The organism is Thioalkalivibrio thiocyanoxidans ARh2, from assembly GCF_000385215.1.
Classification (GTDB): Bacteria; Pseudomonadota; Gammaproteobacteria; order Ectothiorhodospirales; family Ectothiorhodospiraceae; genus Thioalkalivibrio; species Thioalkalivibrio thiocyanoxidans.
In genome coordinates, this window is record NZ_ARQK01000049.1 from 1 (window position 1) to 23189 (window position 23189).

The window sequence follows — 23189 nt, forward strand, 5'->3', positions numbered from 1 at the left end:
CTCATCGCCATAGGCTCAGTCTCGCAAATCCCGCCATCCGGCGCTCCCCCTCATCGCCCGGCACACCGGGGCGCCGATATACAAGCTGCCACCCTCGGTTATCACCTGAACTGTGGTGGGCGACCAGCCGCTGTGAGGCTAAGCATGGTTCGGCATCCGGTGTTTATGGTGCCTTCGTCTGGCCGCCTGCCTGCGCTGTCTCGGCAGCGCACCCCGAGGTACTTTCTTGCTTGCCCAAGAAAGTACCCAAAGAAGGGCACCCGGATTCCGCCCGGGAACCTTGCTCCAGGGCCCTCGGGCCGGCGGCGCTGAAACTCGCTTCGCTCAGACAGTCAGCGCCTCTCTTCCGTCCCGAGGACCCTTCCGCAAGGGGCTTCATACGGGGGATGAAGGTCAAAACAGAAGGTATCCCCACGCCTGCAGCCAATCTGGCCTCTGTAGGGTGCAGTTGAGCGCAGCGAAACGCACCGTTCCGACGTCGGGGCAACCCTGATGCGATTCGCTACGCTCATCTGCATCTACCCCTGACGCCCGCTGGCGGGCGCGGCACGCCATGGCCGTAGGCCGCGCGTGCCCAAGATGTCGGAAGACCCAACCTCCATCCATGTGCTACGCCGCTGGGACAGCCGTTGTTTGGACCTTCACCCCCGTTGTCGTCGCGCCGAGTGGAGAGGGTTTTCGCGGGAAGAGAGGCGCTGACTGTCTGAGCGAAGCCGAAGGCGCAGCGAGTTTCAGCGCCGCCCGCGAAAAGCCTCGGAGCGAGGGAAAGCCCGGCCCGCGCAGCGGGCCGGGGTCGCGGCAGTCGGGCGTGTTTCTTGGGTACTTCTTTGCACGAGCAAAGAAGTACCTCGGGGCGCGCTGCCGAGACAGCGCTTGGCAGGCGGTGGACCAAAGCCACCGTAAACACCAGATGCCGAACCAGGACCAGCCACAAAAAGGCGGGCAATAACGACCGCTACTCCGCTGCCTTCAGGGCCTGTACGCGGTCGAGCTGCTGCAGGCGTCGCCAGGCGAGGAAGGCGGTCAGGCTGGCCGCGACCAGGATGCCGAGTGCGGCGAAGCCGTAGGCCTGCGGCGTGATCACCAGCGGCACGCGGAACAGGTCCATCGCAAAGGCCTGGTTCAGCAGCCAGGCGAAGCCCGTGCCGGTCAGCCAGGCGACCGGGATCGCCGCGATGGTGAGCACCGCGATCTCGCCGAGCAGGATCCAGCTGACCTGACCGCGCGAGTAGCCGAGCACCTCCAGCGTGGCCAGGTCGCGGGCGCGTTCGGCATAGGTGATGCGGGCGTTGTTGTAGGTCACGGCAAAGGCAATGGACACGGCCAGCGCGACGAACACCATCGCGAACACGATGACGGTCTCGCCGATGTACTCGCGGATGTTGCGCTCGGCCTCGGCGATCAGTCCGACGCTGGCGACCCGCGGGCGGTCGGACAGGCTGCGGAACAGCGCGTCCTCCTGTGCGCGGTCGGTCAGCAGCCATGCGCCGGAGACGGCCGGCCCCTCGCCGATCAGGCGGTTCAGCGCCGGGCGGTGCATATAGGCGCCGACACCGATGGGCTCCTCCACCACGCCGGCCAGCGGCACCGTGACCGTGCGGCGGCGGCCCTCCAGGATCTCCACCTCCACCGGGTCGCCCACGCGCAGCCCGAGCTGTTCGGCCAGGTAGTCGGTCAGCAGGATGCCCTCCTCCGGCAGTCGGCCGCGCCCGCCGCCCATCGGCAGCTGACGCAGGCGCGGCTCGGCGTCCAGCCCCAGCAGGCGCACGCGCTCCTCGCGGTTCACGCCGACCAGCCGCACCGGTACCGCCCGGAAGGTCTCCACCGCCAGCACGCCCGGCTCGTGGCGCAGCTCGCCGGCCGCGCGCGCCGGCACCGGGTCGGTGAACTGCAGGTCGATGTCCATCTGCAGCACCTGCCCGTACTGGGTGTCCAGCATCTGGGTCACCGCGTTCAGCTGGTAGGCGCCCATCAGCAGCAGCCCGCCGGACAGGCCGATACCGATCACCGACAGCACGGACTTGAGCCGGTGGCGCGCGAGGTTGCGCAGGATGATCCGGGTCGGCTGATCGAACGCGCCCCAGGCCGCCGAGCGCTCCAGCCAGCCGCGGTGAAAGCGCTCCGGTGCCGGCGGACGCATGGCCTCGGCCGGTTGCATGCGCACCGCCTGCCAGACCGCGCGGAAGGTGCCGAGCATGGCCGCGCCCATGGCCACGCCCACCGCCAGCACCATCACCCAGCCCTGCAGGCGAAAGCTCATCTCGGGGAAGCGGAAGTATTCCGCATAGATCCCGGCCAGTCCCTGTGCGGCCCAGGCCCCGAACGCGAGCCCCAGCGCACAGCCCACCAGCACGATGCCGCCGGTCAGCAGGGCATAGTGTCCGGCGATCGCGCCGTTGCCGTAGCCGAAGGCCTTGAGCACGGCGATCGGTTCGCGCTGGGAGCGAATGATGCGCCCGACGACGACGTTCAGCAGAAAGGCCGCGACGGCCAGGAAGATGGTCGGCAGGATCGCCGCCTGCGCCCGCAGCTGGGTCAGCTCCTCGGACAGAAAGCGATGCGAGAACTGGTCGTCGCGGCCATAGGCCCCCATGCCGCCATAGCGCGCCAGCTCCCGGTCCATCGCCTCGATCACGGGGGCTGGGTCCGCACCCGCCTCCAGGCTCACGGCCACCGAGTTGAACGCCCCTTCCATGCCGTGTGCCGCCGCGAGCGCACGGCGGTTCATCCACAGGATGCCGTAGCGCTCGTAGTCCGGCAGCAGATCGGTGGGGCTGATCTGATAGACGAACTCCGGCGACAGCGCGATGCCGCTGATCTGCAGATCGGTCAGGCGCCCGTCGATGATTGCGCGCAGGGAGTCGCCGGCCCGCAGCTCGTGAGCCTCCGCGAAGGCCTCGCTGACAACCACCTCGCGCTCGCGCCCGGCCTCCGGCAGCCGCCCCTCGCGCAGATAGAGCCGGTTCAGCAGCGGCTCGCCCCCGTCGGGTATGGAGAGCACGGTGCCACGGATGGGATCGTCAAAACCGGCGACCTCCAGACGCACCGGGGCCTGCACCCGTGTCTCGATCTGGTTGATCCCCGGCGTATCGCGAAAGCGCTCCACCGCGCTGTCCGGCGCGCGCGTGATCTCCGCGAACACGTCGGCGAACTGGTATTCCGAATAGAAGCGGTCCTTGGTAATCGTCAGGGCATCGAGGCTGGTCACGGCGATCACCAGGGTCATCACGCCGCTGGCGATCACCAGCGCAATCGCGGCCGCCTGCCCCTTCAGGTGGCCGAGATCGCGCAGGATCTTGCGGTTCAGCGCGCGCATGGTCGGCCGCGGTCGCTACCAGTGCAGCTCGGCCGGCGACTGGCGCGTGGCGTTTTCGTGGATCTCGCTCACGCGCCCGTCGCTCAGGTGGATCACCCGGTCGGCCATCTCGCCGATCACTGCGTTGTGGGTGATGATCGCCACGGTCGTGTCCAGGCGCTCGTTGATGTGCTGCAGCACCTCCAGCACGCGGATGCCGGTCTTCGAGTCCAGCGCGCCGGTCGGCTCGTCGCACAGCAGCACGGCCGGCTGCTTGGCGATCGCGCGGGCAATCGCCACGCGCTGCTGCTCGCCGCCGGAGAGCTGCGAGGGAAAGTGGTCCATGCGGTCCTCCAGCCCGACCAGCGCCAGCGCCTCCTCCGGTGACATCGGGTCGCGCGAGATCTCGGTGACGATCGCCACGTTCTCACGCGCCGTCAGGCTGGCAATCAGGTTGTAGAACTGGAACACGAAGCCGACATGGTCGCGGCGAAAGGCCGTCAGCGTGCGCTCGGAGGCCTGCGCCAGGTCCTGGTCGCGGTAGCGCACCTCGCCCTCGGTCGCGGTGTCCAGCCCGCCCATGATGTTCAGCAGCGTCGACTTGCCGGAGCCCGAAGCCCCCAGCATCACCACCAGCTCACCGGTGTACAGCTCCAGGTCCACCCCGCGCAGGGCGTGGATGGTCACCTCGCCCATGCGGTAGACCTTGGTCACCCCCGCCGCGCGAAAGATCGTCTCCCGCGTGGCCACGGGGGCCGGAGACGCGCTCATGCGGGAGCGGCCACCACGTGCGTAGTCTGCGGCGCCGAGGCCCCGGGCTCGGGCGCGCTCGGCAGGATGCCGCCCTCGCCATCCAGGCTCATGGACCACAGGCTCAGCAGCAACAGCAGAATGATCAGGATCGGGATCAGGACACGTGGTTTCATCGGACAGGCCTTCGTTCGCGGCAATACCTCCATGCTGCCACAAAGCCTTCGGCGCGGCGTCGGCAAAAGCAGCGCCGCCACCCCGGCCGGACCAGCGTCGGGGTTGCGTCCGGAGATCGCCACATCGCTTCGCGACTCGCGATGACGTTGTTTCCTGTCCCGTTATTGCGAGGCCCCTTCAGGGGCCGTGGCACACAAGCGCGCAGCGCGTTGAACGGCCGCAGGCCGGCCCGCATGGAGAGCGAAGCGAATAATCTCCTGACGCTGTCACCCACGGCGAATCGTGGACGCCCCGCCGGCTTTCGGAGGTTGCTTCGTCGCTGCGCTCCTCGCAATGACGGGGGCAAAAGCAAAGTCATTGCGAGGAGCCGAAGGCGACGTGGCAATCGGCCAAAGCTGTCTGCACGCAGGAACAGGTGGCTTCGAACGGAGATCGCCACATCGCTTCGCGACTCGCGATGACGGGGGGTACGAACGACGTCGCGCGAGCCCCCGATTTGTTGTTTTGCGCCCAAATACTTACCCTATGCACACCATTCGGCCCGTTTTCGGCGCGCAATCGAGGATTTCAGCGCGCGCCACGGGACCATCTGTGCCGCCTGCAAGGGCGCGCGACAACGATTTCCGCCAACGCTAAGGAGTAACAATGTCCGCATTGATCTGTGGGTCCATCGCCTACGACACCATCATGGTGTTCCCCGACCGCTTCAAGAACCACATCCTGCCGGACAAGGTGCACATGCTGAACGTGTCCTTCCTGGTCCCGGACATGCGGCGCGAGTTCGGCGGCTGCGCCGGCAACATCGCCTACAACATGAAGCTGCTGGGTGGCGATCCGACCATCATGGCCACCGTCGGCGGCGACTTCGCCCCCTATGCCGACTGGATGGACAAGCACGGCATCTCGCGCAAGCACATCAAGGAGCTGAACGACACCTACACCGGTCAGGCGTTCATCACCACCGACCAGGACGACAACCAGATCACCGCCTTCCACCCGGGCGCGATGAGCTTCTCGCACCAGCAGAAGGTCACCGAGGCCGACGGCATCAAGGTCGGCATCGTCTCCCCCGACGGCCGTGACGGCATGATCGAGCACGCCCAGCAGTTCGCCGAGGCCGGCATCCCGTTCATGTTCGACCCGGGCCAGGGCCTGCCGATGTTCGACGGCGATGACCTGAAGCGCTTCCTGGACCAGGCGACCTATGCCGCGTTCAATGACTACGAGGCACAGCTGACCTCCGACCGCACCGGCCTGAGCCTGGACCAGATGGCCGAGATGGTCGACGCGATGATCGTCACCCGTGGCGGCGAAGGCTCCGACATCTACACCGGCGGCAAGAAGATCACCATCCCGTCGGTCGAGCCGGCCGCGATCAAGGACCCGACCGGCTGTGGCGATTCCTACCGCGCCGGCATCCTGTTCGGCCTGGAACAGGGCTATGACTGGGAAACCACCGGCCGCATCGCCTCGCTGATCGGCTCGATCAAGATCGCCCACTCCGGCACCCAGAACCACCACTTCACCGCCGACGAGTTCGCCGACAAGTTCGAGAAGGCCTTCGGCTACCGCTACTAAGCGACCACACGCCGCCCCGGGCACCCGCCTGGGAACGCAAAAGGCCCGGCCCGAGCTCCCTCGGTCCGGGCCTTTTTTGTGGATGGCACTTGCTCCGACCCCTGCCCCCGTGGGAGCGTGCTTGCACGCGAAGCCCCTGCCGGCATCCGACTTTGGCGGGAGCTTCGCGTGCAAGCACGCTCCCACAACAAGAACTGTGACTCCAGGGCTAGTCGCGCTGGTAGGTGCCAACCAGACGGTTCATGCCGATCACATGGGGCTCGGCGCGGTCCAGGAACTGCCAGAGCGTGAGGCCGGCAGGAAGCTGCAGGTCGCGATCCAGCGCCAGCAGCCAGAAGAAGTAATGGTGCTTGCCGTGACCCTCCGGCGGCATCGGGCCTCCGTAGCCGGTACCGCCAAAGTCGTTCTCGCCGACATCGCCCAGTTTGGCCGCCTCGGGCAGACCGTCGGTATCCGGCGGCACGTTGTACAACACCCAGTGCACAAAGCCGTAGGTGCCGGACTTGATCAGCGGGGCATCCGGGTCATGGCAGATGACGGCCAGCGAGCGGGTTTCCTGCGGGAGGTTGCTCCACTGCAGCGCCGGAGACGTGTCCTCGCCCTCGCCCGTGTGGCGCTTCGGGATCGGCTGGCCGGGGCCGAACGCGGAACTGGACAGCTGCATGTCGGACAGTGCAAAACCCATGACCAATCTCCTGTCGAAACGTAGCCACCACCCTACCGCGCACGGCGGACCCAAACCAACCGCTTGCAGCCGATCGCCGTCACGCGGATCATCTAAGCCATGCTGAACGCCGTAAAACGCTGGCTGGGTCGCGAAGACCCCCTGACCGGGGCCGCGCGAGCGATCGACCGCGGCCGCTCGGGGATCGAGACCGTGCTGGGCCTGCCCCACCGGCTCGCGGTACCGCTGCTGCGCCGCCACTTTGGCGAGGCAGTGCATCCCTCCGACGAAGAATTCCGCGAGACGGGCAAAAACGGATACTGGTCCCTGCCCACACCCGGTTCGGAGTTCGAAGTCCGCCTGTTCGGCGATGATACTGGGCGCGTCACGGTCGGCACGATCCGCGGTACCAGCGTCTACTCGGGTCTGGTGGTCGTCAGCGAATGGTCACCGGAAAACCCTGTCGCCGTATGGCAGGTGCGCCTGGAAGAGTCGGCCACGGACTCCGCGCGGGCCCTGCACGACTTCCTTCTGGGTGACGCCTCGTCCTGACGATCCGACGATGCGCGACCATGAACAGTCCATCTCGCTGGTACTGGGCAGCGGCGGGGCCCGCGGCCTGACACAGATCGGGATCATCCGCTGGCTGGAGGAACACTCGGACTACCACATCCGTTCCATCTCGGGCTCCTCCATGGGCGCGCTGATCGGCGGCATCTACGCGGCGGGCAAGCTGGATATCTACGAGGACTGGGTAAAGACCCTGCGCCGCCAGGATGTCTGGCGGCTGCTGGACTTCTCGTTCAGCGGCGCCGGGCTGATCCGGGGCGATCGCCTGATCGAAAAGCTGCGCGACATGCTCGGCGACATCGACATCGAAGAGCTGCCGATCTCCTTCACCGCCGTGGCTACCGACATCGAGCGCGAACGCGAGGTCTGGCTGAACACCGGCTCGCTGTTCGGCGCCATTCGTGCCTCCATTGCCATCCCCACCGTGTTCACCCCGGTGCGCCACCAGGGGCGGCTACTGGTGGATGGTGGCCTGCTGAACCCGGTGCCCATCGCGCCGACGCTGAACGATCACACCGACATCACGGTGGCCGTCAGCCTCAACGGGCGCATGGGCGACGAGCTCACGCGCGTCACCCGCCCCAATGCTTTCGATGACGCCGACGTGGACAAGCTCGCCCGCAGCGGACTGAACAAGCGGTTGCAGGAGGTATTGCCGGACCGGGTCGGTGGCTGGCTGCAGGACTGGCAGGACAAGCTGGGCCTGGGATCCACCACCGAGGGCATGAGCCGCGCCCAGGAGGCGCGGGCGCTCGGCCTGATCGATGTTGTCTCCCACTCCATCGAGGCCATGCAGGGCTCGATTGCGCGCTTTCGCATCGCTGCCTACAACCCCGAGCACCTGATCGAGGTCCCGGTCAACGCCTGCGGCATCTTCGACTTCCACCGCGCCCAGGAGATGATCACTCTCGGCCACCACCTCGCCGAACGCAGCCTGGGCCACCAACAGCGTTAGCTCCACCCCCCGTAGGAGGCCAGCCCCCTGGCCGACGGGGTTTTACCCGCGCCCCATCGGCCAGAGGGCTGGCCTCCTACACGGGAAAGGGAACGGCCTTGTTCAGTGCTTGAAATGCACGAACAGGCGCCCGTGATTCTTCGAATCCTTCTCCACCCGGTGATAGCGCTGCTTGACCTCCGGCTGCTGCAAGAAGCGCAGCACCCGCTTTTTCAGCTGCCCGCTCCCCTTGCCGTGGATGATCTCCACCGTCTTGATGCGCTTGTCGCAGGCCTCCTCGATCACGCCGTTGAGCGCTGCATCGATCTTGCGCCCGTCGCGAAAGCACTCGTGCAGGTCGATCGACAGCCGCGACATCCCGAACTCAGTTCACCGTCACCACGATGCAGCGCGCCAACTGCTGCACCTTGTTCGACACACTGCCTGACACCAGCCCCTTCAAGTTGCCCAGGCCGCGCGCGCCCATCACGATCATGTCCGCGTGGTGATATTCGGCCTGCTGCAGGATCACCCTGGCCGGCGAGCCGTCCTGGACGTGTCGCTCGATATCCGTCACGCCCCGTTCCGTGAAGTACTCGCTGGCCTTTTCGGTCAGTTTCTTCGCGATATCGTGAAGCACCTTCGGCGGTACAGCACCCGCGACCGCCGCACCGCCTAGCGCCACGGGCGGATCGTCCGGATCGGGCAGATCCGACAGCTTGCGGATGTGCGGGGGCACCTCCTCGCCCTGCAGTAGCACGCTAAGCAGGACCACTCGTGCCTGGTACTTCGCGGCCAGATCCGCGGCCACCTCCACCGCCCGCCAGGCGTTGTCCGAGCCGTCCACCGGCACCAACATGGTCTTCAGCTCCATTGTCCCCTCCCCATCCACTGCTGCTTGGCCAGACCGCTCCGGCGACAGCTCCAGCCTGCCAGACTTGCTGGACGGGCGCACGGCCGGCCCCCGCCCCCTATACTCCCGAACAGGAACGACCATCCCGGCCAAAGAGAGCCCCGATGACGCGACTGTTCGAGAAGACCTACCCCCAGCCCGGAACCGCCCCCGGGCACGGCGCACACAGCCCCGAACACCCCGCCGGAGAGGTCCGGCTTGAAGCCTGGCGCTACCACAACGAACAGCTCGAACCGCTGGACCCGCAACAGGCCCTGGCCGAGGGCGAACCGGAATCAGGCTTCGTCTGGCTGCACCTGCAGGGCTGCCCCGGCCCGGAACAACTGCACGCCCTTGGCGAGGCCTTCGGGCTGCACCCGCTGGCGCTGGAGGATGTGCGCCATCGCGGCCAGCGCCCCAAGCTCGACTACTTCGGCGAGCACGCGGTAATCATCCTCAACCAGCCGCAACTGGACGGCGATAGCGTGCGCCTGGACCAGTTCAACCTGTTCGTGAATCCGCGCTTCGTCATCAGCGTGCACAGTGGCGAGACCGACCCGTTCGAGCCCATCCGCCAGCGCATGCGCGGCACCAACCGCAACTTCAACCGCCTGGGGGCCCCGTATCTGGCCTATGCCCTGATGGACGTGGTCGTGGATCAGGCCTTTCCGCTACTGGAGGAACTCGGCGACCGCATCGAAGCCCTGGAAGAACGAGTGCTCTCGCAGCCCGACCACGACACCCTCGGCCGCATCCATGTCGTGCGCCGCGAGCTGCTGGTGCTGCGCCGACAGCTCTGGCCCACGCGCGACGTGATCACCCGCCTGATGCGCGACGACCAGGACCCGTTCGGCCCCGAGATGATGCCCTGGCTGCGGGACGTCCACGACCACACTATCCAGATCATGGACCTGCTGGAGTCCTACCGCGACATGGCCTCCAGCCTGATCGAGGCCTACCTGTCGGCCGTCAACCAGCGCTCCAACGACGTGATCCGCGTGCTCACCATCATCGCCACCATCTTCATCCCGCTCACCTTCATCGTCGGCATCTATGGCATGAACTTCGACCACCCGGAAAGCCCGTGGTCCATGCCCGAGCTCTACACCTATTACGGCTACCCCATCCTGCTCGGCATCATGTTCGCCATCGTCCTCGGCATGCTCTACCTGTTCCGCCGCCGCCGCTGGCTCTAACCCCCAATCACCTGCAGGAGGCCAGCCCTCTGGCCCATCCGGCGCAGGCAGAATCCTATCGGCCAGAGGGCTGGCCTCCTACAACCCATATCCCGTCACCCAAATGGGGACAATGGCGGGGCCGGAACATGGTAAATCTCTGTCTTTAATTGCCTTTTTGCCTTTAGGATCGGACCTTGTCTATCGCGCCTGGTCGGCGCCGAAAACAAACGGCCAGGTGTGATCCCGTGGTGTCTAGGGTGTGCAGAGACTGTCATGCCGCGGACCACCCTGGACCGAGCGGAGGCCGATGCTCTCGCGCATCAGATCCAGCAGGCCATCGACCGCAAACGGATCTTCAGGCTCGAACATCGCTCCCACGCCATGCTCATCCAGTCGCATCACGATGCAATGCCAGACATGGGCCCGGCCATCCCCGGACTCCTCCGGGCTCACGGTCAGCCGCAGTCTCGTATTTTTCGAGACAACCGAATCCGTCAGTTCCAGATACAACCCGCTAAGGCTGACATCGCGGACCCGGCCGCTTGCTCTGCACTCAGAGTCGCCGGCCTTAGTCTCCACCTCGGCTTCCATACGTACGGCCCTGCGGCGCCCCTCTCGAAGATCCATTATCTAACTCCCGTCTTGGCCCCATCGGGCACTGGATTTTGATTTGGCGACCCCAGACTCTAATGCATGCGGATAGCTCGGTTAACGGTACCGGGCAGTCCGTGAGCCAAGGCTCAGGACGGGATCGCACCGTGATAACCAATTGACGTGACGCGCTTTTATATTTCGAAGTGGCACTATCGTGGTACTCGAATGCGCGTTCGGGTCCAGAAATTCCCCTCGGGGTACCAGGCTCGGCATGCCCCCCACGAGTGGGAAAAAACACGCCCACCTTTCCATTGGCAGGCCACGTCTCCCATGCACTCCGCACCTGGCGCCAGCGGGTCGGTCCACGGGCCACACGGAACCTGGTTCACTTCAGGCCGGTCTCGTCCCTCCGCCCCGACAGACCCTTTCTAGGCCTGCCACGAGTAAACATACAAGCCTGCTTGCAGGCGAAGCCCCGGCCAAAGCCGGACACGGGCAGGAGCTTCGCGTGCAAGCACGCTCCTACAATTTGTGCCCCCTCATCCTCCCGACCGCAACGCCACGAAGAGCCAGGGCCTCCCCCACGCAGCCCCCCTACGCGAGAAAGCTCGAGAAAGAAGACACCCATGTTCTTCGGGCTCGGGCGACGGCACCCATCGCCCGTGCGCGGCAGGGACGGTATGTTGGCGAAATGGAGATCGACCCCGTCATCCGCGAATGGCTGCACCTGGCCGGTCAGGCGCCCTCCTCGCATAACACCCAGCCCTGGCGGTTCCGCGTGGACCGCGCGGGGGTGGAGGTCTGGACGGACCCGGCGCGTTCGCTTCCGGTGAACGACCCGACCGGGCGCGAGCGCATCATCAGCTGCGGCTGTGCGGTGCTGAACCTGCGCGTGGCCGCCGCCACTGACGGCCACGGGCTGAACGTGCGCCCGGAGCAGGCGGGCGACGGCCCGTTCGTGCGGTTGCTGACCGGGCACCACGGCGGGGCGGGCCGGCGGGATCTGGCGCCACTGCGGGACTGGATCGGCGAGCGTCGTTCCTGGCGCGGCCGCTTTCTGGCTGACGAGGGCTCGCCGGACATCGTCGAGAAGCTGGTGCAAGCCGCCCACCATGAGGGAGCCTGGCTGCGCCCGGTCACGGACGCCGAGATCCGCAGGGAGATCGCTGACCTGATCCGGGCGGCGACGACGGCACAATGGAAGAACCCGGCCTGGCGCCGCGAACTGGCGCACTGGATGCGCCCGCCCTCCCGCGGGGACGGGCTGCCGGTCGGGCGTGTAACCGGCAGTCTGACCCGCTGGAGCGTCCGCCATCTGGTGTCCGCCCGGGCGATGGCCCGCGGCGAGGCGCATGTGGCCCGGGCAGCCCCGCTACTGCTGGCACTGGGCACGGGGATCGAAGGCCCGATGCAGTGGCTGACGGCCGGACAGGCCCTGCAGCGCGTACTGCTCGAGGCCACCCGGCACGGGCTCTGCGCACGCTATCTGAATCAGCCGATCCAGCAGGCCGAATGCCACCCGAAACTGGCCGAGGTCCTCGGCGGAGGCCAGCCACAACTGCTGTTTGCGCTGGGCCGCCCGGACGGCACGCCCCGCCCCACACCGCGCCGCCCGCTGGACGAGCTGCTGAAGCACTGAGGCAAGCGGGAGCTTGGGGTCTGCCTGCGGACTTGGCAGGTCCGGGGATCCATCACCGCGGTACAGCGTCCGCCTTTTGGTATGGCTGTGCCTGCCCCCTGCGTCGGCGGCGGAGCGGGGTCTATGCTCGAGGGGACGTGGGTTCGGTGCGGATCCGCGCGATGCTGGCGAAAAGAGAGGGGCATTATGGCGGGGCCGTATCGGATGCTGCATGGGGCCGGATTGGTGCTGGTACTGCTGGCAGTGGTATCGGCCGCAGGCTGTACCATCAGCCCGCCGATGGAGGGCCTGGATGACGAGCGCAACACGATCGCGGTGGCGCGCGAGGCGGGGCCGAGCGTGGTCTCGGTACGGGTGTCGAGAGCAGCAGAAGAGGACGACGCGGACGCCGACGAGATGACCGAGGTGATCGGGGGCAGTGGCTTCGTGGTGAACGACGCGGGCCAGATCATCACCAATTTCCACGTGATCGCGGCCACGTTAGGCGAGGCGACGGAAGACCGCATCGAGCTGGCCCAGGGGGCCTCGCTGACGGTGTCGTTCCTGGGGACACCGGAGGTGGAGCACGATGTGCGGGTGGTCGGTGCCAACCCGGACGTGGATCTGGCGCTGCTGGAGCTGGTGGACCCGGAGGCGGCGCCCGACCCCGGTCCGATCCCGCTGGGGGACTCCGACCGGTTGCAGGTCGGCCAGAAGGCGATCGCGATCGGCAATCCGTTCGGTCTGCATTCGACGGTCACCGCCGGGATCGTGTCAGCGCTGGAGCGCGAGCGCCCGGGGCTGGTGGGGATCGAGATCCCCTACATCCAGACCGATGCGGCGATCAACCCCGGCAATTCCGGCGGGCCGCTGCTCGATTCCAGCGGCGAGGCGGTGGGGGTGAACAATGCCATCCTGGCGCCGGCCGGGACCTTCGCGGGCATCGGTCTGGCGGTGCCGAGCAACCTGGTCACCGAGGCGATGGCGGAGCTTCGCGCGGGCGGTTTTTCCGGCCTGGCGGCCGCGGCGGCGCAGCTGCCGGAACGCCCGCGCATGGGCATGGAGGTGGCGCTGCGGGTAGCGGACTACCCGCGCGGCCTGCGCGCGGAACTGGGGCTGCCGGAGCATGGCGTGGTGGTGACCGACGTCTCGCCCGACGGGCCGGCCGACCGCGCCGGCATCCGGCGGCCGGAGAACGTGGTGCTGGTAAACGGGCGCGCGTTCCCGGTGGATATCGACGTGATCACCCATATCGACGGTCAGCGCGTGACGCGGCCGATCGACATCCAGCGCGTGATCCTGGGGCGCGAGGAGGGCGACGTGGTGACGCTGAAGGTGTGGCGCGACGGCACCGAGCGCGAGGTGGAGATCGCGCTGGAGATCGTTAAGCCGGGCGAGGATTGAGCGCGAAGGGCGGGAACCGCCGCCCTCCTTGCCAGCCTGGGCAAATTGGGCAGCCACCTTTGTGTCCCCGGTGGCCCGCGGCACGGATCGCGAAGTAGCCCATCAATCGCGCTGACTCGACGACGGAAAACCCGGAACCGCGGTGGGCGTACGCTACACTGGGCGCCGTTCCCGTCCCGCGATGCAATCCATCATGCTGCTTACGTTGCTGATCATGTTCGTCCTGCTGGGCCTTGGCCTCGCGCTGATGCTCTGGCATGCACGGCAGGTGTTTTCGGTGGAGTTGCGCGATGGCGCGGCCCGCGTGCGGCGCGGCAAGCCGCCGGCCGGGTTCGTGCGTGGCTGCGAGGACGTGGCACGCCAGTTCGGCCTGACGCGGGGCCGGATCGCCGCCGTGCGCACCGACTCGGGTGTTCAACTGCGCTTCTCCCGCGATCTGCCGGAGAAGACACACCAGGCCTTTCGCAACGTCTGGACACCACCGCCGGGCGGCGGAGGTGGCGGCGGCATGCGCGCGACGGGATAGCGGGCCGATCCAGCGGATTGCCGTGGCCTCGGCAAGGGCTCGCAATGACGAAAGGGTCCACGCTCGCGGGGAAAGGCACGCCTTGAGGGGCAGGCCCTGGTTCTTTCCCTCGAACAGACGCGGGAGCAGGAGGCGTGCGGCCCAGGATACGCGCACCTGCGACCAGCAGGAGCCAACGCCCTCCGCGGCAAGAAAACGCCCGGGATGAACCCGGGCGTCTTGGCCTGCACGCCGGACAAACTGTCCAGCTCAGACCAGCATCACTGCTGAAACTGCTCCAGGTCGAAGCGGTCCGCGTTCATCACCTTGGTCCAGGCCTTGATGAAGTCCTGCACGAACTTCTCCTCGTTGTCGTCCTGGGCGTACACCTCGGCGTAGCTGCGCAGGATGGAGTTGGAACCGAACACAAGGTCGATGCGGCTGGCGGTCCACTTCACCTGACCGTTCTGGCGATCGCGCACCTCGTACACGCCGTCGCCCGCGGGCTGCCAGGCGTATGCCATGTCGGTCAGGTTGACGAAGAAGTCGTTGGTCAGCTGCCCTTCGCGGTCGGTGAACACGCCGTGCTTGCTGCCACCATGGTTGGTACCCAGCACGCGCATCCCGCCGAGCAGCACGGTCATCTCCGGCGCGGTCAGGCCCATCAGCTGGGCGCGGTCGAGCAGCATCTCCTCCGGCTTGACCACATAGTCCTTCTTCAGCCAGTTGCGGAAGCCATCGGCCAACGGCTCCAGGGGCGCGAAGGAGTCGGCGTCGGTCATCTCGGCGCTGGCGTCACCCCGGCCCGGGATAAACGGCACCAGGACATCGTGACCGGCCGCCCGGGCCGCCTGCTCGATGCCCACGCTACCCCCGAGCACGATCAGGTCGGCCACACTGGCCCCGGTCTCGGCGGAGAGCTGCTCGTAAACCTTGAGCACGCGGGCCAGGCGTTGTGGCTCATTGCCTTCCCAGTCCTTCTGCGGCGCCAGGCGGATATGGGCGCCGTTGGCGCCGCCGCGCATGTCGGAGCCGCGGAAGGTGCGGGCGCTGTCCCAGGCGGTAGCGACCATCTCGGCGATGCCAAGGCCGCTCTCGGCGATCTTCTGCTTGGTGGCCTCGACGGAGTAGTCGGTATTGCCAGCCGGCACCGGGTCTTGCCAGATCAGGTCTTCCTGGGGTGCGTCCGGACCGATGTAACGGGTCTTCGGGCCGAGGTCGCGGTGGATCAGCTTGAACCAGGCGCGGGCGAAGCAGTCCTTGAAGTACTCGGGGTCCTTGCGGAACGCCTCGATGTACTTCCGATAGATCGGATCCATTTTCATCGCCATATCCGCATCGGTCATGATCGGGTTATGACGGATGGACGGATCCGTGGCATCGACCGGCTTGTCCTCCTCCTTCATGTCGACTGGCTCCCACTGCGAGGCCCCGGCAGGGCTCTTCTTGAGCTCCCACTCGTGGTCGAGCAGGGCATCGAAGTAGCCCATGTCGAACTGGGTCGGATGCTTGGTCCAGGCACCCTCGATACCCGAGGAAACCGCGTTAGTGGCCTTGCCCTGCATATTGGGGTTCTTCCAGCCAAAGCCCTGTTCCTCGACATCGGCCCCTTCGGGCTCGGGACCGAGGATGGAGGCATCACCGTTGCCGTGACACTTGCCTACAGTGTGGCCGCCAGCGGTCAGCGCCGCGGTCTCCTCGTCGTTCATCGCCATGCGGGCGAAGGTCTCGCGGACCTGCTCGCCGGTCTTGAGCGGGTCGGGCTTGCCGTTGACCCCCTCCGGGTTCACGTAGATCAGGCCCATCTGGACGGCCGCCAGGGGGTTCTCCATGGTCTCGGGCTTGTCGACGTCGCCATAGCGCGTGTCGGAGGGTGCCAGCCACTCCTTCTCGGCCCCCCAGTAGGTGTCCTTCTCGGGGTGCCAGATGTCCTCCCGGCCGAAAGAGAAGCCGAAGGTCTTCAGGCCCATGTTCTCGTAGGCCACGTTGCCGGCCAGGATGATCAGGTCGGCCCAGCTGATCTTGTTGCCGTATTTCTTCTTGATCGGCCACAGCAGGCGGCGCGCCTTGTCCAGGCTGACGTTGTCCGGCCAGCTGTTGATCGGCGCGAAGCGCTGGTTGCCGGTGCCCCCGCCCCCCCGGCCATCGGCGATGCGGTAGGTGCCTGCCGCGTGCCAGGACATGCGGATCATCAGGCCGCCGTAGTGGCCCCAGTCGGCCGGCCACCAGTCCTGGCTCTCGGTCAGCAGCGCGTGCATGTCCTTCTTCAGCGCTTCGAAGTCGAGCTTCTTCACCTCTTCCCGATAGTCGAAGTCCTCGCCCATCGGGTTCGTCTTGCGGTCATGCTGGTGCAGGATGTCCAGGTTCAGCGATTCCGGCCACCACTCCGTGACGGAGTGGCCCTCGGTGGTCTGGCCACCATGCATGACCGGGCACTTGCCCATGTTCTGCTGCTCACCCATGTCGTTCTCCATGTTCGCTGCGTCGAGATTGTTCGTCTTTCGGAAACCGCCATCCGTGCACACGGCAATAGGCTTCCTCGAGGGCGGCGAACCATTCCACTCCGGACTCCAACCGGCCGAAGAGCGGCTTGCTACCCGTTTGTTTATGAAGGTAGGCCCCAGGAGTCATGAGTACCAGTTGAGATTGCCCATCCCGGCGATAGCCGGCGGTTATCGCGTCGGCGAGTGCTACGGATTGCGCACAGAGGGCAACATCCAGTCCACGCCCCCACCAACATCCCTGCCCCGCTCACCTTCATCATCCGCAGATACGGTTACCCAGTCCGACCCGCCAACCGGACTCCCGTTCACCCCGCCCCCCAGCGCCGATTGCGCCATCCCGGCCACTGTGCGCAGTGAAGTGAATCGGCCGTCAGCGCGACCACGGCAACGCGGCGGGCCACCCCCCACCACAAAGCCACCACATCCCTAACGTCACGCGGCATCTGGTAGCACAACCCCCATTTCCCACACTCCCGCCGCACCACGCGGAACCGACGAAACAGCCGGCACCCCGTCGATCGCTGTGCCGGAACACGCGGAGGCCTTTCTCGACCGCTGCCGCGACAGCAACCGCGCGGTCAACCCTGCCACTGCCGCCTGACACGCCCAACGACCCGCACCGTCAACGACTGACCGCCCGCCCCAGGCCCCAGAAGCCATCAAAACCGCCGCAAGAAACCCGGTACAGAACACCACGCTTCCAATGTGTGCCGGCATCCTGTAGTGCATTTGCGATACGGTGCGGGGAGGTCGTTGTGGAGACACAGGATGAAAAACACGACGTTGCCAGCCCTGCGGGTCAGCGATGGCTTTGGGCATCAGGTGGAGCAAGCCCTTGGGGAGGGAGAGACACTGTCGGCCTTCATCGAGGAGGCCGTGCGGCACGAGATTGACCCTCGGCGAGCCCGGGGCGAGTTCCTGGCGCGCGGCCTGGAGTCAGCGCGCAGCGCCCGGGAAACGGGGGAGTACTACCCGGCCCAATCGGTGCTGGACGATCTCGACCGTCTGTTAACCAAGCAGTAGCCCGCCCGCTGGAGTCTCAAGGATGAGTTACTCGGTACGCTTCACGGCGCAGGCACGCGATGATCTCCTGCGACTTGCCGCTTTCCTCGCCGATCGCGACCCGGCGGCCGCGGCCCATGCCCGAGCCGCCATCGGCGAGGCGGTATCACTACTGGAGCGCTTTCCGCTGAGCCGCCGCATGCCCGACGCCTCCTACCCCGCATCCGCGAACTCCTGATTCCGTTTGGCCGCTCTGGTGATGTCGCCCTGTTCGAGATCGACGATGCCGAGACGGTCACCCTGCTGGCGTCTCGGCACCCGCGCGAGGACGACTATTTCTAATGCGCCCGGAGGCAATAACAGGACCAGGCCATTGGCTCAGAGGGTGTCACAGCGACCGCCAATCAATGGGCTTCCATGGAGCCATGACCGCGGACGACATAGCCATTCGCCATCCGAGAGGAGCTGCGCAGATGGCAATCACTGAAATTCGCGGGATCCGGGTGGGTTAGTCGCGAATGTTGTGGCCTGTACTTCTTCCCATTTTTGTTCTCGGGATGGCTGTCGCGATCCTCATTTCGCGGGATCGAGCGGGTTTCGGCACGCGCGCGTCGTATGCGTTGCTCGCAATCCTGGCGCCACTTGCGCTTCTTGCAGTGGGGAGCTGGCTGCAGGTGGGCCAGGCGTCCGGATGGCTGCTCAACGGATGGGTGATCCTGACTTTGGTCAGCCCCTACTTGGTGCGGACGCTGTACGTATTCCGGGAATCCCGCCGGGGCGTCAACGACTAATGCGGTCATCCGAACCAGCGGGGTCGGACCATGCCTTTTGCCCTTGGACCTCATCGAGTCGCTTCGCCCAAGCGACCGGTGCCTTGCGCGCCGGCTCGCATGAAGCAGTAATAAAAATGCAAGATAAGGGGAAGGGCCGATTTTCTGGGTGGTGCCCGTAGCGATGGCAGGTACCGGCTCGGCGGAGCCTAAGGGGGCAAACGTGAGGGTAAACATCGAGGTTCCGGGACAGTATCGCTTCGGCCTGAGCCACCTTGGCTTCCGCCCGTTCTTTCTGCTGGCCGGGCTGTACGCCGTGCTGGTCGCGGGTCTGTGGACCTGGCTCTACCACGTCGACATGGCGGCGCTGCCCACGGCCGCCTTTGGTGGGCCCTTCGCCTGGCATGGCCATACGCTGATATTCGGCTACGGGATGGCAGTCGTCGCCGGTTTCCTGCTCACGGCCGTGCGCAACTGGACCGAGGTGCAGACGACCCACGGCCCCGCGCTGCTGGTGCTGGCCGGGCTCTGGCTCGGTGGCCGGGTCGCGGCGTTGTTCGGGGACCCCGGGCTGGTCGCGATGGCGCTGTTCGATCTCGGCTTTACCCTCTGGCTGCTGGCCGCCCTGGCCCGCCCGGTGTGGAAGGCGCGTCAGTGGGGCCAGCTGGCGGTGATCGGCAAAGTCGCCTTGCTGGGGGCCAGTAACGGCCTGTTCTACCTGGGCGCCTTCGACCTGCTCGACGGGGGGCAGCGCCTGGGGCTCTACTCCGGGGTCTACCTGCTGCTGTCGCTGATCCTGATGATGGGGCGCCGGGTGATCCCGTTCTTTATCGAGCGCGGGCTGGACGGGGCCTTTACGCCGGTGAACCGGGCCTGGCTGGACCGCCTGGCCCTGGTGCTGTTGCTGGCCTTCTGGCTGGTGGAGGTCTTCCTGCGCTGGCCAACGGTCGCGGCGGCGCTGGCGGCCGGTCTGGCCGTGGTGCATGGCGTGCGCTGGGCGGGCTGGCATACGCCGGCGCTGTGGGGCAAGCCGCTGCTCTGGGTGCTGATGCTGGCCTACGGCTGGATCGTGATCGGCTTTGCGCTGCGGGCCGCGGCCGAGTTCACGCCCCTCGCCCCGATAGCCGCGCTGCACGCCTTTACCTACGGGGGCATCGGCCTGATGACCCTGGGCATGATGACGCGCGTGGCCCTGGGCCATACCGGCCGCAATGTCTTCGATCCACCGCGCATCCTCGGGGTGCTCTTCGCCCTGCTGGCCATCGGGACGCTGGTACGGGTGGCCGGCCCCCTGCTCTGGCCGGCCCTGACCGCGAGCTGGATGGGCGCCTCGCAACTCCTGTGGATCGCCGCCTTCGCGGGATTCGTCTGGGTGTACGCCCCGATGCTGGTAAAGCCGCGCATCGACGGGCGTTACGGCTAGTGAGACGCCCTCTTCCGGCGGGACGTGTTCAGCCCTTGATGCACACCAGGGGCTCGACGCGGGCGACGAGGCGTGCAAGGCCGGCCTCGTGGGTGGCCTGCACGACCTCGGCGACGTCCTTGTAGGCGCCCGGGGCCTCCTCGGCCACGCCGCGCAGGCTGGGGCTGCGGATCACGATGCCGCGCGCGGCCAGTTCATCGACCAGGGCGCGCCCGCGCCACTGGCGGGTGGCCTGATGGCGACTCATCGCGCGGCCCGCACCGTGACAGGCGGAGCTGAACGACAGGTCCTCCGCCTGGCGGGTACCCGCCAGGATGTACGAGGCGGTGCCCATGGAGCCGCCGATCAGCACCGGCTGGCCGGCATCCCGCAGTGCGGCCGGGAGCTGCGGATGGCCAGGGCCGAAGGCCCGGGTCGCACCCTTGCGGTGCACGTAGAGTTCACGTTCGCGGCCGTCGATCACGTGGCGCTCGGTCTTGCAGGTGTTGTGCGAGACGTCGTAGAGCAGACCCAGCTGCGCCGCAGGCAGGACGTCGGCAAAGACCTGGCGGGTCAGGTGGGTGATGATCTGGCGGTTGGCCAGCGCGCAGTTGATGGCGGAGCGCATCGCCCCGAGGTAGCGCTGACCCACCTCGGAACGAATCGGCGCGCAGGCCAGTTCGCGGTCGGGCAGGTGGATCCCGTGCTCCTCGGCGGCCAGGGCCATCTCGCGCAGGAACTCGGTGCCGATCTGGTGGCCCAGCCCGCGCGAGCCGCAGTGGATGCTGACCACCACCGCACCCCCTTCCAGCCCGAAGGTGCGGGCTGTCTCCTCGTCGTAGATCTCGGTGACGTGCTGTACCTCGAGGTAGTGGTTGCCGGAGCCCAGGGTGCCCATCTCCTTGCGCTGCCGCTTGCGCGCGAGCTCGGATACCGCGTGCGGGTCGGCACCGGCCATGCGGCCGCGTTCCTCGGTGCGGTCGAGGTCGGTGTTCTCGCCATAGCCCTGGGAGACGGCCCAGGCGGCGCCGCCGTCCAGCATCTCGGTCATCTGCTGGTCCTGCAGGTGGATGCGGCCGGTGCTGCCGACGCCAGCGGGGACGGTGGCAAACAGCGCATCCGCCAGCTCGCGCTTCACCGCCTCGATGTCCTGGCGGGCGAGCCCGGTGTGCAGGGTGCGCACCCCGCAGGAGACATCGAAGCCGACCCCGCCGGCGGAGATCACGCCGCCCTCGTCGGGGTCGAAGGCAGCCACACCGCCGATCGGAAAGCCGTAGCCCCAGTGGGCATCCGGCATCGCATAGGAGGCCTGGACGATGCCGGGCAGCGTGGCGACGTTGGTGGCCTGTTCGGCAACCTTGTCGTCCATCTGGCTGATCAACTCGGCCGTGCCGTAGATAATCGCGGGGACCCGCATATCGCCCCTGGGCTCGAGCTGCCAGGCGGTGTCGGAGAGGCGGGAAAAGCGGCTCAGGTCCATGGTGTTCCTCCCGGCCTCGGGTAACCCCGCAACGGCCTTCAGGGGAAGGGACAACGGGCTGCCGCACACGGCGCGTTCAGATGTCGAGCACGCATTGTGCGAGCCAGCGCCCGTCGTCCTCGCGGCGCACGTCGAGCTGCGTGAAAGTGGCCCCCTTCACCTCCACGCAGGGCTGGTGACGCGCAACATCGGTCTTCTCGCCCCACGCCTCGGCCAGCAGGCGGTCGCCCTCGCTCCGCACGCGAAAGCGCGAGAACAGAAGACCGTTCACGGCCATCTCGTACACCAGGCCGTTGAGAAAATCATAGAGCAGGATTTCCGGGTCTGCGGCCTGCGCATGGATCTCCACGCGGATCTCCGGGCGCACGGCATCCGGATCGGTAATCACCGCGGTCATCGCGTGAGCAGCAGCGGCGAAGGCCTCGTCGAGGGTGCTACCGAACCCGCGCACACCCATATCGGCCACATGCGGGAAGTGCTCCCAGCGCTCCGCCGGGACCGGCCGTGGCGGCGTTGCGCTCATGCCGGCGGGCCCGTATCAGCGCATGCGCTGACAGGCGGCCAGCGGCCCCGCCCAGGCGTCGAGAAGCTGCTGGCGCACACGGGCATCGTCACAGCGGTGCAGTTCCTGTCGCGTGGCAGCGAAGGTGTGCGTGACCCAGCCATCGTCCGCAGCGCATTCGACCTGGATCTCCCAGCCACCGTCACGCGGCTCGACATCGAAGGTGTAGTTGCTCAGGTGCAATTCCTCCAGCAGGCCGCTGACGACCTCCCGGGCCCGGGCAACTTCCTCAATCGACAGCACCATGGTCTCCTCCGACATATTTCCCCGCAGCCACTGTCCGAACCGGCAGATGGCGTGTGCGAACGGCGGGCGCCACGTAGTGTCGGGGCGGGCCCATCCGCGCGGTCCGGCCCCTCGCGACGAGCGGCAGCAGACGCGCCCCACTCTCGAGGCCCGACATCGCTGTCACACCCGATCGGGCAGGACGCCTGGGCCTGCGCCCGTCATGCCGAGTCCGCAACAGGCTCGTGCATCTGCAATGATGTAGGCCATTGATGGCTCGCGTGCAACACAACGGCGGCCGCTGGAGCCTGGTACAGAACGCCAAAGGGAACGGGGAGAGTAATGCTGGAACTGGGTGTGGTCGCGCTGGCGACCTTCTTCGTGACCGTTGGCCCCGTGGACGTGGCGGTGGTCTTCGCCGTGCTGAGCCAGGGCATGACACGCGCACAGCGCCGCCGTATGGCCTGGCGCGCCGCGTTGCTGGCGACGGGCATCCTGATGCTGTTCGCCCTGCTCGGCGAGTCGCTGCTGTCGCTGCTGGGCATCACCATGCCGGCGCTGTACACCGCCGGCGGCATCCTGCTGTTGCTGATCGGGATCGACATGGTCTTCGCCCGCAGCTCCGGCGGGGTCTCGGCAACCCCGGCGGAAACCACCGAGGCACGCAGCCGGGGCGACATCTCCGTGTTCCCGCTGGCCACACCCATGCTGGCCGGGCCGGGCGCGATGGGGGCGGCGATCCTGCTGATGAGCCGGGCCGGCGACGACTGGGCAGCCCAGGCCGTGGTGCTGGGCGCGCTGGTGGCGATCATGGTGCTGGCCCTGATCTGTCTGCTGGTGGCCTCAAGGCTGCAGCACCTGCTGGGAGTGACCGGCGCCCATGTGCTGACACGCATCCTCGGCGTTCTACTGTGCGCGCTGGCCATGCAGTTCATGTTCGACGGCCTCGAGAAAAGCGGCCTGCTGGGGTAGGTTCGCAGGACCGCCCGGGGCCGCAGGTCTCCGGCCGGAAAATCCTCTATGCTCGGAACAAGGCGGCCCGTGTGGCCGGGGGTGGGCCCCTGCCACCACCCGCGGGAGGGCAA

The 23189-nt window shown here is 67.0% G+C and carries 21 protein-coding genes and 1 pseudogene; 11 read left to right on the forward strand and 11 right to left on the reverse strand.

The window, feature by feature from the left end; all coding sequences use genetic code 11:
- Nucleotides 1–955 precede the first annotated feature (955 nt).
- The 3 genes from G372_RS0106585 to G372_RS14340 are packed head-to-tail and all read right to left on the reverse strand — an operon-like array spanning nucleotide 956 to nucleotide 4221.
- Complete coding sequence (locus tag G372_RS0106585; protein WP_019624737.1) at nucleotides 956–3316, reverse strand: ABC transporter permease; 2361 nt, start codon at nucleotides 3314–3316, stop codon at nucleotides 956–958.
- Nucleotides 3317–3331: 15 nt separating this feature from the next.
- Nucleotides 3332–4066 (reverse strand): ABC transporter ATP-binding protein, encoded by a 735-nt coding sequence (locus G372_RS0106590; protein ID WP_026182188.1) that lies wholly within the window; start codon nucleotides 4064–4066, stop codon nucleotides 3332–3334.
- Nucleotides 4063–4221, reverse strand: coding sequence for a hypothetical protein (locus G372_RS14340; RefSeq protein WP_019624738.1), 159 nt, complete (start codon nucleotides 4219–4221; stop codon nucleotides 4063–4065). The genes G372_RS0106590 and G372_RS14340 overlap by 4 nt, the downstream gene beginning before the upstream one ends.
- Nucleotides 4222–4867: 646 nt before the next feature.
- Here G372_RS14340 and G372_RS0106600 point away from each other — a divergent pair.
- On the forward strand, nucleotides 4868–5800 hold the full coding sequence (locus tag G372_RS0106600) for a carbohydrate kinase family protein (RefSeq protein ID WP_019624739.1): 933 nt from the start codon (nucleotides 4868–4870) through the stop codon (nucleotides 5798–5800).
- A 208-nt stretch (nucleotides 5801–6008) separates the two neighbouring features.
- Here the strand turns inward: G372_RS0106600 and G372_RS0106605 are convergent, their stop codons facing one another.
- Entirely contained in the window at nucleotides 6009–6485 is a 477-nt protein-coding gene (locus G372_RS0106605) for a YbhB/YbcL family Raf kinase inhibitor-like protein (RefSeq protein ID WP_019624740.1), read from the reverse strand.
- Nucleotides 6486–6584: 99 nt separating this feature from the next.
- Between G372_RS0106605 and G372_RS0106610 the strand changes: the two genes are divergently transcribed.
- Together G372_RS0106610 and G372_RS0106615 are read left to right on the forward strand one after the other, a co-directional pair.
- Entirely contained in the window at nucleotides 6585–7016 is a 432-nt protein-coding gene (locus G372_RS0106610) for a hypothetical protein (protein WP_019624741.1), read from the forward strand.
- A 10-nt stretch (nucleotides 7017–7026) separates the two neighbouring features.
- On the forward strand, nucleotides 7027–7989 hold the full coding sequence (locus G372_RS0106615) for a patatin-like phospholipase family protein (protein ID WP_019624742.1): 963 nt from the start codon (nucleotides 7027–7029) through the stop codon (nucleotides 7987–7989).
- 102 nt (nucleotides 7990–8091) lie between these two features.
- Here G372_RS0106615 and G372_RS0106620 read toward each other — a convergent pair whose 3' ends face one another.
- Entirely contained in the window at nucleotides 8092–8346 is a 255-nt protein-coding gene (locus G372_RS0106620) for a Smr/MutS family protein (protein WP_018864801.1), read from the reverse strand.
- Nucleotides 8347–8353: 7 nt separating this feature from the next.
- Complete coding sequence (locus G372_RS0106625) at nucleotides 8354–8842, reverse strand: universal stress protein (protein WP_019624743.1); 489 nt, start codon at nucleotides 8840–8842, stop codon at nucleotides 8354–8356.
- A gap of 143 nt (nucleotides 8843–8985) precedes the next feature.
- Between G372_RS0106625 and corA the strand changes: the two genes are divergently transcribed.
- Nucleotides 8986–10056 carry a magnesium/cobalt transporter CorA gene (gene corA / locus G372_RS0106630; protein ID WP_019624744.1) on the forward strand — a complete coding sequence of 357 codons (1071 nt, stop codon included), beginning with the start codon at nucleotides 8986–8988 and terminating at the stop codon, nucleotides 10054–10056.
- 234 nt (nucleotides 10057–10290) lie between these two features.
- On the opposite strand, the gene G372_RS0106635 is transcribed toward corA, so the two are convergent.
- Complete coding sequence (locus tag G372_RS0106635) at nucleotides 10291–10665, reverse strand: PilZ domain-containing protein (protein WP_018864798.1); 375 nt, start codon at nucleotides 10663–10665, stop codon at nucleotides 10291–10293.
- Nucleotides 10666–11323: 658 nt separating this feature from the next.
- On the opposite strand from G372_RS0106635, the gene G372_RS0106640 reads away from it, so the two are divergent.
- From G372_RS0106640 to G372_RS0106650, 3 genes are all read left to right on the forward strand, one after another.
- Nucleotides 11324–12271, forward strand: a complete 948-nt coding sequence (locus tag G372_RS0106640; RefSeq protein WP_019624745.1) for an Acg family FMN-binding oxidoreductase — start codon at nucleotides 11324–11326, stop codon at nucleotides 12269–12271.
- A 204-nt stretch (nucleotides 12272–12475) separates the two neighbouring features.
- Nucleotides 12476–13654, forward strand: coding sequence for a trypsin-like peptidase domain-containing protein (locus G372_RS0106645; protein WP_019624746.1), 1179 nt, complete (start codon nucleotides 12476–12478; stop codon nucleotides 13652–13654).
- 193 nt (nucleotides 13655–13847) lie between these two features.
- Nucleotides 13848–14180: a DUF3634 family protein gene (locus G372_RS0106650; protein WP_018864795.1), complete on the forward strand. Its 333-nt coding sequence runs from the start codon at nucleotides 13848–13850 to the stop codon at nucleotides 14178–14180.
- Nucleotides 14181–14440: 260 nt separating this feature from the next.
- Here the strand turns inward: G372_RS0106650 and katG are convergent, their stop codons facing one another.
- Entirely contained in the window at nucleotides 14441–16633 is a 2193-nt protein-coding gene (gene katG / locus G372_RS0106655) for a catalase/peroxidase HPI (protein ID WP_019624748.1), read from the reverse strand.
- 798 nt (nucleotides 16634–17431) lie between these two features.
- Here katG and G372_RS0106660 point away from each other — a divergent pair.
- From G372_RS0106660 to G372_RS0106675, 3 genes and pseudogenes are all read left to right on the forward strand, one after another.
- A complete protein-coding gene (locus tag G372_RS0106660; RefSeq protein ID WP_019624749.1) occupies nucleotides 17432–17686 on the forward strand; it encodes a YlcI/YnfO family protein in 255 nt (84 codons plus the stop codon).
- A gap of 22 nt (nucleotides 17687–17708) precedes the next feature.
- Nucleotides 17709–18007: pseudogene (locus tag G372_RS13540) on the forward strand (type II toxin-antitoxin system RelE/ParE family toxin).
- 651 nt (nucleotides 18008–18658) lie between these two features.
- Nucleotides 18659–19858, forward strand: a complete 1200-nt coding sequence (locus G372_RS0106675) for an NnrS family protein (protein WP_019624751.1) — start codon at nucleotides 18659–18661, stop codon at nucleotides 19856–19858.
- Between the two features lie 28 nt (nucleotides 19859–19886).
- On the opposite strand, the gene G372_RS0106680 is transcribed toward G372_RS0106675, so the two are convergent.
- The 3 genes from G372_RS0106680 to G372_RS0106690 all read right to left on the reverse strand — a co-directional run bounded on the left by G372_RS0106680 (nucleotide 19887) and on the right by G372_RS0106690 (nucleotide 22125).
- On the reverse strand, nucleotides 19887–21317 hold the full coding sequence (locus G372_RS0106680; RefSeq protein ID WP_019624752.1) for an RtcB family protein: 1431 nt from the start codon (nucleotides 21315–21317) through the stop codon (nucleotides 19887–19889).
- 76 nt (nucleotides 21318–21393) lie between these two features.
- Nucleotides 21394–21840, reverse strand: coding sequence for an archease (locus tag G372_RS0106685; RefSeq protein ID WP_018864788.1), 447 nt, complete (start codon nucleotides 21838–21840; stop codon nucleotides 21394–21396).
- Nucleotides 21841–21855: 15 nt separating this feature from the next.
- Nucleotides 21856–22125: a hypothetical protein gene (locus tag G372_RS0106690; protein ID WP_231362424.1), complete on the reverse strand. Its 270-nt coding sequence runs from the start codon at nucleotides 22123–22125 to the stop codon at nucleotides 21856–21858.
- 321 nt (nucleotides 22126–22446) lie between these two features.
- On the opposite strand from G372_RS0106690, the gene G372_RS0106695 reads away from it, so the two are divergent.
- Entirely contained in the window at nucleotides 22447–23076 is a 630-nt protein-coding gene (locus tag G372_RS0106695) for a MarC family protein (RefSeq protein WP_018864786.1), read from the forward strand.
- Nucleotides 23077–23189: the final 113 nt, after the last annotated feature.